12 protein-coding genes are annotated in these 12,609 nt (G+C 48.3%); 5 read left to right on the forward strand and 7 right to left on the reverse strand.

All coding sequences use genetic code 11. The features are described from left to right. Positions 1–2: 2 nt before the first annotated feature. Positions 3–428 carry an MAPEG family protein gene (locus tag R0I52_RS01415; protein ID WP_317052849.1) on the reverse strand — a complete coding sequence of 142 codons (426 nt, stop codon included), beginning with the start codon at positions 426–428 and terminating at the stop codon, positions 3–5. Between the two features lie 14 nt (positions 429–442). Continuing rightward, complete coding sequence (locus tag R0I52_RS01420; protein WP_317052850.1) at positions 443–856, reverse strand: OsmC family protein; 414 nt, start codon at positions 854–856, stop codon at positions 443–445. Positions 857–1,320: 464 nt separating this feature from the next. On the opposite strand from R0I52_RS01420, the gene R0I52_RS01425 reads away from it, so the two are divergent. After that, positions 1,321–1,839, forward strand: a complete 519-nt coding sequence (locus R0I52_RS01425) for an RNA pyrophosphohydrolase (RefSeq protein ID WP_075101928.1) — start codon at positions 1,321–1,323, stop codon at positions 1,837–1,839. A 98-nt stretch (positions 1,840–1,937) separates the two neighbouring features. Here the strand turns inward: R0I52_RS01425 and R0I52_RS01430 are convergent, their stop codons facing one another. Both R0I52_RS01430 and R0I52_RS01435 read right to left on the reverse strand, forming a co-directional pair. After that, complete coding sequence (locus tag R0I52_RS01430) at positions 1,938–2,765, reverse strand: NRDE family protein (RefSeq protein WP_317052851.1); 828 nt, start codon at positions 2,763–2,765, stop codon at positions 1,938–1,940. Positions 2,766–2,862: 97 nt separating this feature from the next. Then, the gene (locus tag R0I52_RS01435; protein WP_317052852.1) at positions 2,863–4,497 is read right to left on the reverse strand and encodes a DUF4139 domain-containing protein; all 1,635 of its coding nucleotides are present in this window, start codon (positions 4,495–4,497) and stop codon (positions 2,863–2,865) included. 269 nt (positions 4,498–4,766) lie between these two features. Here R0I52_RS01435 and lgt point away from each other — a divergent pair, with 269 nt between their 5' ends. The 3 genes from lgt to R0I52_RS01450 all read left to right on the forward strand — a co-directional run bounded on the left by lgt (position 4,767) and on the right by R0I52_RS01450 (position 7,220). Next, a complete protein-coding gene (gene lgt, locus R0I52_RS01440; RefSeq protein WP_317052853.1) occupies positions 4,767–5,651 on the forward strand; it encodes a prolipoprotein diacylglyceryl transferase in 885 nt (294 codons plus the stop codon). A gap of 81 nt (positions 5,652–5,732) precedes the next feature. After that, positions 5,733–6,599 (forward strand): thymidylate synthase, encoded by an 867-nt coding sequence (locus tag R0I52_RS01445; protein WP_317052854.1) that lies wholly within the window; start codon positions 5,733–5,735, stop codon positions 6,597–6,599. A 48-nt stretch (positions 6,600–6,647) separates the two neighbouring features. Beyond that, on the forward strand, positions 6,648–7,220 hold the full coding sequence (locus R0I52_RS01450) for a dihydrofolate reductase (RefSeq protein WP_317052855.1): 573 nt from the start codon (positions 6,648–6,650) through the stop codon (positions 7,218–7,220). A gap of 108 nt (positions 7,221–7,328) precedes the next feature. On the opposite strand, the gene uvrC is transcribed toward R0I52_RS01450, so the two are convergent. Both uvrC and R0I52_RS01460 read right to left on the reverse strand, forming a co-directional pair. Next, on the reverse strand, positions 7,329–9,173 hold the full coding sequence (uvrC, locus tag R0I52_RS01455; protein ID WP_317052856.1) for an excinuclease ABC subunit UvrC: 1,845 nt from the start codon (positions 9,171–9,173) through the stop codon (positions 7,329–7,331). 141 nt (positions 9,174–9,314) lie between these two features. Then, positions 9,315–10,841 (reverse strand): DUF3360 family protein, encoded by a 1,527-nt coding sequence (locus R0I52_RS01460; protein WP_317052857.1) that lies wholly within the window; start codon positions 10,839–10,841, stop codon positions 9,315–9,317. Between the two features lie 439 nt (positions 10,842–11,280). Between R0I52_RS01460 and R0I52_RS01465 the strand changes: the two genes are divergently transcribed. Continuing rightward, a complete protein-coding gene (locus R0I52_RS01465) occupies positions 11,281–11,844 on the forward strand; it encodes a DUF4442 domain-containing protein (RefSeq protein WP_317052858.1) in 564 nt (187 codons plus the stop codon). Between the two features lie 245 nt (positions 11,845–12,089). On the opposite strand, the gene rplS is transcribed toward R0I52_RS01465, so the two are convergent. Next, positions 12,090–12,512 (reverse strand): 50S ribosomal protein L19, encoded by a 423-nt coding sequence (gene rplS, locus R0I52_RS01470; protein ID WP_075101890.1) that lies wholly within the window; start codon positions 12,510–12,512, stop codon positions 12,090–12,092. Positions 12,513–12,609 lie beyond the last annotated feature (97 nt).

Consider the following 12,609-nt stretch of genomic DNA (forward strand, 5'->3'; position numbering starts at 1 on the left):
CGCTAGACGCTCACACGTATTGCTAAATAAAACAGCATGAGTGGACACGCCATCGACAGCGTCCACAGTATCGAACGAAACGTCGCTAAATTGCTGATATAAGCGATGCAAAAGCCAATACGAGTCAGTACGTACAACCAAGCCAACACGTTGACAATCAGCTGAGGCACAAAAAACAACATCGCCACCAGCACTGCTGCCAAAAATACCGGCAACGTCTCATAGCTGTTTTGCTGAGCGGCATTGGCGCGCGCGGCGGCGCCCGTTGTCTCTTGCAAAAAACGGCGCGGATGGGCGTTGTCAGCCAGTCGAAAGCCGCCAAGGGCTTTTGCACTCAGCGCCATCAACAGTGGCAGTAAACTTGCCACCACCATCGCCCAAATCGCAGATGCGGCGGTATCAGGAATCAATCCAAAAAATACATTCATGCGCGCTCTCGCCTCTACCCTGCAACCACTTCAAAATCATGCGTGACATTCACCCCGCCCTGTACCAGCATACGACTGGCCGAGCAGTATTTTTCTGCTGATAGGTTCACCGCTTTTTCTACCTGTTTGTCCTTGATGTCTTGACCGGTCACGATGAAGTGCATATGAATGTCGGTATAGACAGCAGGGACGGTCTCAGCGCGGTTTGCGGTCAGCTCACAACGTACATCCGTGACCTCCTGACGTGATTTTTGTAAGATAGACACCACATCATAGCTGGCACAGCCGCCCAAGCCGAGTAAGATCAGCTCCATCGGGCTTGCGCCATTTTCTTTGTCGGCGTCGATTTGCACATTATGCCCTGAGGGTGAGACGCCCAAAAACGCTTTTTTCTCTTGCCACGTGACACTTGCTTTTGATTCTGACATGTTGGTTTTTCCTTATTTTGATTGGCAAATGATCTGATTATTATTTTCAATAATACACACAATATGGTTAGTGTAGCACAAGCCAAAACCAGATTTTATAAAGACCTGGTAAAGCAGCAATCATCTGTATTTATTTGGCGGCAACGTACCGTCATAACCTTACGTACCTTGTTATTAAGCAATAGTTAACAAACCCAACCCGTGTTTGGTCATGTTTATCAAAATTACCTTAAGAAAAAAAACTTACAAAAGTCTATTTATAAGCCATTGATTTTAATAGGTAAAACTCGTGAAACATTTTATAGCAAAATACTGTTACACATTTTGCTTGTTTCTTGGTTTAATAACGGTAATGAATCTTATTTTGGCCAAATATAGGTGACAATCGACTTATAATAATTAAGATAGTCATCATAGTATCGGTTTGAAATAAGCTATTTTTAAACAAATTAAAAGGGTTAGTCATGATAGATGCAGACGGCTTTCGCGCCAATGTCGGCATCATCTTGGCAAATACACAAGGGCAAGTACTGTGGGCAAAACGCATTGGTCACAACGCTTGGCAGTTTCCGCAAGGCGGTATCGACCGCGGGGAGACGCCGATGGATGCGATGTATCGCGAGCTCTGGGAAGAGGTCGGCCTACATCCGCGTCATGTAGACTTATTGGCCGTCACTCAAGATTGGCTGCGCTATCGTCTGCCTAAGCGTTATGTACGCCATGGACAGCACCCTTTGTGTATTGGGCAAAAACAAAAATGGTTTTTGCTGCGCTTAGATGAGCCAAATACTCAACACATTCGCTTTGATGAAGGTAAACCAGAATTTGACCATTGGCAATGGGTCAGTTATTGGTACCCTCTGGGACAAGTGATTCATTTTAAACGTGGGGTATATCGCCGCGCCTTGCAAGAGCTGGTGCGCGAGCTTCCCCTAAAACAAGAGCTGATCCTTCCGGAACAGGACAACCATTTGCTGGCATGACTTTGACATAGTTTTGGTGTGATTTAGGCATCGCTAATTAACTATCATATGCTCAATATGCTCACCGTGATACTGTTATGGAATCACCGTGAGCATTTTTATGCGCCGGTTGCAGCCGCGCTTGCTTCGCGGCTAACGAGTGTGGCGGTGGTTTTACTACTTGCCCCTTTATGCTTGTCTTGGCGCAAGGTTAAGATGCTTTGAGTACGGGTACCATAAATAGGAAGAGATGCCTGCCGCTGATCAAATGCCACAGGCTCGATATAGATAGAGGACAGCATCTGCTCAACCTCCCTACTCATGCCGGTATCGGGTAGCTGATCGGCGGGGGCTTGTCGGTTATCAGATAGCACCGCATAGGCAGCGTCCTGCCAGTAAGCAGGCGAGCTGTCTTCGGCGATAAGTGGCAGGACTTCCTGACGCAGCCTACCACGCAGTTTTTCGGTTTTGAACCAGCCATCGTCTGGCTGACCGTTTGAGACCACATGCAATCCTGCATACAGTGGCGCGGGCGCATGGCCGCGATTATTGACCATCACTGCTTGCAGCGCATCGCCAATGATTAGGTTAAAACCTGCATAGTCTTGCAACTCAATTTGCCGCGCAAAGTCCATCGGGCTTCTATCACTGGTCAAAAAATCTGTAACCAGTGCCCCGCGCGAGCGCTCATCTGCCCCTGCCTGCACGCCATCACGAAAATTTAGCACCGCCGCCCAGCGTCCATTTTGCTCATAAAGACCGTCGTGCATGACTTGGTGAATACCCAGCCAAGTACCGCCACTTTGCTGATCGCGACCTGCATAAATCGGCTTATCAGGCCACTGGTGCAGTGGCTCAGTCGGACGCTGCAAAAACTCATCTCGGTTGGATAAGAGCACCAGCGGCATCTCATCAAACAACTGCCAAGCGATGGCGACGATACACATAGTTTTCCTTTTATGGGATTGATAGTCTTTTTAATAGGTAATCTTTTTAAGATAAAAAAGCGTCGTTCAAAATGGCCTGCATCTTTCTATTCTTATATCAATTGGTGCGGAGCTTTTTATCAGCAGGATAGCTAATCTGTGTGGTCGATTGAATCACTTTTGATTGTTTACTTGGCAAATCAAACTCCCAAGCGACCATGCCAGTATTGTCATTCCAGTCGCGTTCAGTGACGGGCGGGGTATGCACAGTGGTTACTTTAAGACTGTCATCACGGCTGATAGGCTCACTGCCCAGTACCTGCAAGCGTCTGGTGCGGCTATGCTGATTGGTCAATTGATAAGCTTGGGTGCGACTTAAGGTTTGCTTACGATTAAACGCGCCCTTATCGCCTTGCTTATCTTCGTCGGTTATTTGTTTGATGAGGATATTTGGATCAACGCCAAAGCCGATACCCTGCTCTTTGAGCGTTTGATACTGATAGCGCGCTTGACCAATATAGTTATCATCACGGTAGAGCTGAAGCGCTCCCTCGGCCCATGCAGGTGTCAAAAATGGTGCCGATGCATACCAATAAGCCGTTTGCTCAACACTTGGCGTACTGCGGATCCAAAGCTTGCTACGCCCAGACTGCTCATCGATGACCGTACGCACATGCCTGCCATCGCTTGGCAGGCTCACGCGCTGCGGCAACCGGTACTCAATGATGCCGTTTTTGTTTTGACGACTCACGCTAAAGCTTGGCAGCGATGCCGTCGTCGGTGCCGCTGCTTTTCTGTCATCGCCACTTCTTTCTGAGACGACGATGGGAGCAGGCTCCATCATGGATGATGCAACCCTAGCACGTGATGCTGGCTCTTTTTCATACAAAGACAGGCGCGCCACATTTGGCAGCTGGCCTGTGGTGCGTTGATTGGGGTTGACTGAGCTGAGTACGACAGGGACGTTTTGCCAATTCTCTCCGGTCTGCTGGGCGATGATGGCTGATGCGGTGATGCTAAGCTGCTCGGTATTGGTATCCAGACGCGCCTGATAAGTCGGCTGCCAACCTGCGCCGCGCACTTGATAATGGAGCTTTACCGCGGCAGGCTTGCGGCTGGCAGTACGCACACTGACCTGTGTCACGCGACTTTGCGTCGATGTGCTACTGCCCGCCATCGTTTGATTAAGCGCGGCCTGTGCCCGCGCTTGCCGCTGCTTGATATCCCATATGCGTTTATTGATACTTGCCGCTTGTGTTTCTATATCACGGGCGTTATTGGCCACTGTGCCCTCTGTACTGAGTTGACTGACCTTGGTGAGGTTTTGTAGATAGGCTTTTGCCAGATTGGCGGCTTCTAGCTCGGCATTGATTTTAGCAAGCGCGGCTTGTTGCGATTGTACGTTGGCATCGCCCTCATACTGACACTGCGCTGCTTGCTCACCGCTTAGCGTCTCGATACTGACTTCACCGAGATTGACGCCTGTGACGGCCTGCACGCTCACGCTGTCTTTGTCGATATAAGGAGACAAGCAAGAAAACACCAGCGTCTGCTCTCCATTACCCTTGACAGGTAGCGCGCGGGTGACACTGGCCAAGCCTTGATAAATGGTGACTTGCTCGATACTGCTACTTGCTGCATATGCAGGCGTCAGGGATAGTGCCAGCAGACTGGGTAGACTGAGCAAGATCGGGCCTTTTTTTGCCCAACGGTACTCAGTGGCTGCTTCTACTTTTGATACATCAGCTTGCATAATCTATCCTTAAAATACGGTTTATCCATTCATACGGCTTATTAGCGCCAGCCCATATCCGCTCATGCTTCTGAAAATATTGAGGTATGTATCATTAGCAGCTTTTTTATATCTTAGCGGTTTTCTGTCGTGGTTTCTAGCGGCTGGCAGGCGCAAATCACATTTATGCAGTCTCTGTGATGCAATTGTCTAACCGTAATTTGGTATGCCTGCCCAGCTATTTTTGCTATTATGACCCCCATTCTATTATCAATAATTATGATGTCCTTATGATGATTCATCCTCAGTACGATCCCGTAGCGCTGTCCTTGGGCCCTGTAGAAGTACATTGGTATGGCTTGATGTATCTGCTGGCATTTGCCGCCGCGTTTGGTCTGGCATGGTACCGCAGTGGCCAGCGTGAGAGCTGGACCACTGACATGGTGTCAGACCTTGTTTTTTATGGCGCGCTCGGTGTCATTTTGGGTGGCCGTATCGGCTATGTGCTGTTTTATCAATTTGGTGAGCTGCTACAAAACCCCGCCTATTTATTTAAGGTGTGGGAAGGCGGTATGTCGTTCCACGGCGGCATGATTGGGGTTTTACTCGGCATGTTGTATTTTGCCCGTAAGTACAAAAAAACACCTTTTCAAGTGCTGGATTTTGTCGTGCCGTGTGTACCGACGGGGTTATTGTTTGGCCGTATCGGCAACTATATCAACGGTGAGCTGTGGGGGCGCGTCTCTGATGGCGGCTATAATTGGCTGACCTACTTCCCGCAGGCGGCGGCTTTTGATATGCAGCAATTGCAAGCCAACCCTCAATTACAAGAGTTGATGGTGGAGGTCAACGGCCAGTATTTACTGCCCCGCCACCCATCACAGCTCTATGAGGCCTTTGCTGAAGGTCTGCTGCTATTCTTGTTTTTGTGGTGGTACTCTGCCAAGCCGCGCCCACGTATGGCAGCATCGGCGATATTCTTATTAGGTTACGGTATCAGCCGCTTTATCATCGAGTTTTTCCGTCAGCCAGATGCCGATCAAGGCTTTATTTTACTTGGCTGGATGACCAAAGGCCAAATACTGAGCACACCAATGATTATCATCGGCTTTGTGCTGTTGGTTTATGCCTATAAACGTGGTATCTATGACTGGGGTAAGCAAGCGGCCTATTAAGCGCGCTTGCACTATAAACGTCTAAAAAAAAGATTAAGACTTATTTAATGACGCGCTTTGATAGCGTAGAAGAGCAATATTATGAGCAGTTACAGTAGTAAAAACGAGCAAGCTTATTTGGATTTGCTGCGTCACGTCATGAGTGAAGGCAGCGAAAAAGGCGATCGTACGGGCACAGGTACGCTAAGCCACTTTGGCGCGCAGATGCGTTTTGACTTATCAGAGGGCTTTCCGTTACTGACCACCAAAAAAGTCCACTTTAAATCCATCGTGTATGAGCTATTGTGGTTTTTGAGCGGTAGCACTCATGTCGATTATCTACAAGAGAACGGCGTGCGTATCTGGAACGAATGGGCCACAGCGGAGCAGACGGCTCGCTTCAATCGTCCTGCGGGCGATTTAGGGCCAGTATACGGTCACCAATGGCGTAACTACGGCGCGACCAAAGACGAGAATGGCCGCTATAACAATGACGGCGTCGATCAAATCGCCCAAGTCGTGGAGCAAATCAAGACCAATCCCAACTCCAGACGCTTGATCGTCTCTGGCTGGAACCCAGGTGAAGCCGAGCAAGTCGCCCTGCCGCCTTGTCATACACTGTTTCAGTTTTTTGTCGCGGACAACAAACTCTCCTGCCAACTTTACCAGCGCTCAGCGGATTTATTCCTAGGTGTGCCGTTTAATATCGCCAGCTATGCCCTGCTGACCCACATGATTGCGCAGGTTTGCGGGCTGGGCGTGGGCGAGTTTATCTGGACCGGCGGCGACTGTCATATTTATCAAAACCACCGCGAGCAAGTCGAGCTGCAACTGACGCGTGAGTGTTATGCACTACCGACATTGACGCTCAACCCTGATGTCGATGATATTTTTGCGTTTCGTTTCGAGGATATTAGCGTAAACGGTTATGAATCACATCCCGCTATCAAAGCAAAAGTCGCGGTATAAAGACTGTTTTTTACTTCATATGACTGACGAAAACAATAAGGACATATTATGAGTTATGCCAATACCCAGGTCGCCCAAATCGCGGCTATCAGTAGCAATCGCTGTATCGGCAAGGACAATGAGCTGCCGTGGCATATCTCAGCAGATTTGCAGCATTTTAAACAAATGACCACCAAAGCAACAGGCGGTGCGATTCAAGGTATCGTCATCATGGGACGCAAGACCTTTGAGTCGATGGGCAGCAAACCGTTGCCAAAACGTGTCAGCTTTATTATCAGCAGTCAAATGGACTATGCCGAAAAGAGCGGCCTAGTAGGCAAAGACAATGCGTATGTGGTGCATAATTTGGATGATGCTTTAACGCAAGCTGCCAGTCTCGCCCATGGTGCTCACTTAGATACGATTTGGGTCATCGGCGGCGAGCGGGTATTTCGTGATGCCTTTATGTACACCGATCGTATTGAGCTGACACACGTCGATACTGAGATTCCTGACGGCGAGGCGTTTTATCCTGAATTGCCGAGCGACTTTGCAGTCGCAGAAGAGTCTGCGCCGATGCATGATGAAAAAAGCGGATTGGATTTTAAGTTTGTGACTTATAGAAAAAAAGCCACTGAATAATAGAAGCTATTTTACGAAAATATTAAAAAAATGGGGCTACCTTAGAATCATCTAAGGCAGCCCCGTTTTTTATTGCCATAAGTCCGAATTTAGCAAATATCAATCGGCCTATTCATGCAGCACTTTATAAATGGTCTTAGCCAATACAGGCCCAATCCCCTGCACACCCGACAGCTCTTGCTGTGAAGCTCCTAGCAGTTGTTGCATCCCGCCAAAGTGATTGAGCAAGTCGCGGCGGCGTTTTTCCCCCAGCCCCGGTATCACCTCCAGCACCGACGACGAACGGCGCTTATCGCGCTTCTTACGGTGCGCTGTGATAGCAAAACGATGCGCCTCATCGCGAATATGCATCAGTAAATGCAGCGCCTTGCTATCCATAGGCAGATCCAGCGGCTCATGATCGACAAAGTGCAACACTTCCAGACCCGCCTTGCGCCCTTCTCCTTTTGCCACACTCACAAGCAGCGTGTCATTTAAGATACCCAGCTCGGTCAGCACTTCTTTGGCGATATTAAGCTGACCTTTCCCGCCATCAATCAGCAACAGATCTGGCAGTGGCTGCTTTTTATAGCGCCGCGTCAACACTTGCTGCATCGCCGCATAATCGTCACCGCCTTGGATATCGTGAATCGCATACTGGCGGTAATCACGGCGGCGCGAGCCACCTTGATCGAATACCACACAGCTACCGATGGTCGCCTCGCCCATGGTGTGCGAGATATCAAAGCACTCGATACGGTCTATGGCGCGATCAGTGACATCAGCCAGTACGTCCTTTAGCGCACCAAAGCGCGCATGCAGCTCTAGATAGTCGCCCAATTTGGTTTTTAGTGCATTGTTGGTATTCAGCTTTGCCAAATCCAGCCACTCTGAGCGATGCTCGCGTACATTAGTCTTAATTACCACTTTGCTCTCAAAGTGGGTAGCCAATGCTTCGCTAATTGCTTGTTGGTCAGGTAGCGCATGACTGAGAATAATCTCGCCTGGCAAGTCATCAGTCACCTGAAAATAAAACGAGGTAATAAAGGCGGACAAATTATCCGCGAGCGACTCACTGCTATCGACATCCGGGAAGTAGTTTTTGCCACCAAGTACACGGCCGCCGCGCACTGTCAGTACATTGACACAGGTCATGCCAGCTTGGCTAGCAATGGCAATCACATCCGCTTCGCCCTGTACGGTATATACAGCCTGTTTGGCCTGCACTTCGCGTAGCATAGACAGCTGATCTCGATAAAAGACTGCTTTTTCAAAATCCAACGCTTCAGCAGCACTTTCCATTTTTTCGATTAGCGCACTGTGAATATCGCTTGAGTCGCCTTTAAGAAAACGAATGGTATTATTCACATCTTCTGCATACTCTTCTGGCGACACCAAGCCCACGCAGGGTGCACGGCAACGCTTAATTTGATATTCAAGGCACGGTCGCTTACGCTGTTTAAAAAACGTATTGGTACACTGGCGCATCTGAAACATTTTTTGCATGAGCACCAAGGTTTCTTTGGCCGCATGAGCAGAAGGAAAAGGCCCAAAAAACCGACCTTTTTGATGATTGCCTTTGCCGCGGCCATAAGCCAATCTTGGATAAGGCTTATCCGCTGAGATAAATACATACAGATAAGACTTATCGTCACGCAGTAGGACATTATAAGGGGGACGGTACTCTTTAATCAGGTTTTGCTCAAGCAGCAATGCCTCGGTCTCACTACGGGTAATGATGGTCTCGATATCGTGAATCCGTGCCACCAGTGCCCGCGTCTTTGGATGGTCAATGGTCTTGGCAAAATAGCTATTAACGCGACTTTTTAGCGATTTTGCTTTACCCACATATAAAATATCGCCGTTTTTTCCCAGCATTTTATAGACCCCTGGCAAGTTTGGCAGGCGCTGGATTAGATGTTTGAGGCGGGCTTTTTTATCATCGACAGGACTCGACTCTGAGACATTAACCATAAAATTTATTGCTCTTAAGACACTGATATACAGCTATTTATGGGGCGATAGCTTGCGTTTTACAAGCCATCAAACTTATCCGCTTACGCACAAAAAAACCAGCACGAGGCTGGCTTTTCTTTTTTATGCTAAGCAAAACTTCTAATGACGGAAGTTCGGTAATAGTGCAGGAATGCCCGGCAACATCCCAACCACCGCCATAACACCGGTCAATATCACAAAGGTAATGACAGGAATAATCCAGCGGCTCATCTTTGATAGGCTCGCACTACGCTCCTTCGAGCCAATCAGCCCTAGGTTATCAAGCACCAAGGTAATCGACCAGCCAAAGGCGGGGTTGACCAATGCTGAAGCAAAGACCACGATAGCAGCAGACTGCGTGGTTTTACCTTCGCGCGTCATCTCCATCCCCGCCTCAAGCAGCGGAATAAAGACCCCGACGATCAGCGCCACACACATCACCGGCTCCCAAATCGCCAAATCCATCGGATAGCCCCAGATACCAGCGATCAAACAAAACAGTCCTGTGAGTACTGCTCCCGCTGGAATCGGACGCTTAGCGATCGCCGCTGGTACGATATACGTACCCCATGATGACGCAAAGTTTGCCCCGCCAAGGACAGAGCCTGCGACCTGACGAATAGAAGCACTGGTCATAGTGTCATCGATATCCATTAGCACGCGCTCGGTACGCTTTGGGTAGCTGATCTTCTGAAAGACTTGATGACCCAAAAAATCCGGCGACCACATGGCGACGGCCAATACCGCAAATGGCAATACCACCACAAAGCTTTCAATCGTCGGCAGACCCAGCATCCAGCCCGTGTCCTCCCCCCACCAGTACATGGGGTTCATATTTGGCAGGCCAGGCGCTGTCTCAAAGGCAAAAGGCGCGCCCATAGCAAAGGCCACACCGCCACCGAGCAAGCAGCTTAATGGTACAGCCAGCCAGCGCTTTTGGAAATTTTCTAACACCGCATACAGGATGATGGTCAGCAAAATTACTACAAAGGCAATATGCGCCATGCCGATACCTTCGGCCCATGCAAATAGATTTTTGACCTGCGAGAGAGTGCCAATAAAACCCAAATAAAGCAGCAGACCGCCACACACGCCTTTACTGGTCAAGTTTGCCAGCAGACTGCCTCCTTTACTAATGGCTAGTAATAGCCCAAAAGCACCGATAAGCAAGCCAAAGGCCATTGGGTGACCACCAGCGGCAACGACGATAGGAATCAGTGGAATCAGCGGCCCGTGCGTACCAGCAAGGTTGGCCGTCGGAAGCAAAAACCCTGAAAACAAAATCACAAAGAAAGCGACAATTAACAACTCATAGCGCACGTTTTCTAGGACAAAGGCATCGCTTAGCCCAAGCGGCCCTGCAAACGTAGCGGCAATAGCGCCTACCATCACGACCTTACCAATCGTTGCGGCCATCGCAGGGATAGTGTCTTCATATTCAAAACGATAATCACGAAACGGCAAGTTTACCCGCCAGCGCTTGGGTTGCATGATTTGTAGTTCATGATTTAGATAGGCGTCGCGACTCTCAAAGCTTGAGCTGGGCTTGTGTAGATCAAGATAGCTGCCTTGTGGCTCGCTGTCGTAATTGGATGGATTTGATGGTGGCGGATTAGACCCTGAGGCAGGGATCTGAGTGTTACTCATCACATTTCCTTATGTCGACTGAGGCTTCGATGGACGGGCAGTGCACTGATGTGACTTGATAAAATCACAGGGCAATACAAATTGCAGGCTATTGTATGTCACAGGACAGTGAAATGCGAGGGCGGAACCATGTAAAGATACTATGCGTCTCGGTTCGATTAATAACTTAAAGTTTTAATTTGTCATTTTTGCAAACATATCAATCATTTATTTAGAAAAACGTCCACAGATTGCTTAGCAATGACCGTACTCAGGGCGACGTGCTGCCGCATATACTCATCATTTATCTTATTTATAATGAGGCATACTTACGCTTTAAACCTAGCGGTAAAGACGATTTTTACTTATGATAAATAGCTTTCACGCTAGATACCCTGCAACAGGTGTCAGCCATTTGACTTAATAATTAAAAATCGAAAAGAAGTAACAGGATTTCTTTATGAGCTTACTACCCACCAACTTTGAGACCTTAAAGCGTCGTGCCAAACAAAGCATCATGCCGTTGCTGACACCGCATTTACTCAAACTGCGGATCAACACCTACGCGCCTTACGTCGGAGCTGGTATTAAAATCGAGCATATCAGTCTCGATCAAGGTTTATGTGTGGTCAGTATGGGTTTGAATAGCTTGAATAAAAACATCGTCGGCACCCAGTTCGGTGGCAGCCTATACTCTATGGTCGATCCGTTTTATATGCTCATGCTGATGCATCAATTGGGCAGTCATTATGTGGTGTGGGACAAAAGCTCACACATCGACTTTGTCGCGCCAGGCCATAGCAAGGTCACCGCAAGGATGAAGATACCGAGCGCTGAAATCATTACCATTCAAGAGCTGGCCAAAGATGGAAGGGCGGTATTTCGTGACTACAGCGTCGATATCGTCGATGAGCAGCAAAAGGTTGTGGCCACCGTCACCAAGACACTGTATATCCGTTTGCGTAAGCACAGTAAATCAAAGGATCAAAGCATACGCATCGACACCGATGCTAATAGCGCTTAACCTCATGCATTTGCGTTCATAAGCACACACGTATTTGTGCCCATACAAAAACCCCAATCCAGCTATCGCATAGATTGGGGTTTTGTCTTTTTGGTATGGCCCGCTTATTTATAAATAAACCTATGAATAAGGGCTGGTATCTATGCGTGTCCGAGTTTTTGCTAGCAGTAATAACCACAGACTAACAAAGACTCAGAGCACAGCTTAGATACTTATGACCACGTATGTGCTCACGTAACTTGTGCTTAGATACCTGGCGCTGTTTCGACCGCATCAGGAACACCAGCGTCAGTTTTTTTCTGAGCTGCTGGACGAGCACCAAGCTTTTCGCGGATACGTGCTGATTTACCAGAGCGCTCACGTAAGTAGTATAGTTTCGCACGACGAACCGCACCACGGCGTTTCACTTCGATGCTATCGATCAATGGTGAATGCAGCTGGAATGCACGCTCAACACCGACGCCGCTTGAGATTTTACGTACGGTAAATGCTGAGTTTAAACCGCGGTTACGCTTAGCGATGACCACACCTTCAAAAGCCTGTAGACGCTCACGCTCACCTTCACGTACTTTTACTTGTACAACAATGGTATCACCGGGTGCAAAGCTTGGGTGTTCACGCAATTGAGCGTTTTCGATGACCTGAACCAATGGATGCTTGTTGCTCATGAGAGTTATCTCCTCACATTAGATAATAGAGGCTTCACGCATATCACCTGTTTGTAATAATGAATTGCATCTTATTATAAAAAGACGCAACGTAAAT

Origin of the sequence: Psychrobacter sp. CAM01, assembly GCF_032842965.1 — a bacterium.
GTDB lineage: Bacteria > Pseudomonadota > Gammaproteobacteria > Pseudomonadales > Moraxellaceae > Psychrobacter > Psychrobacter celer.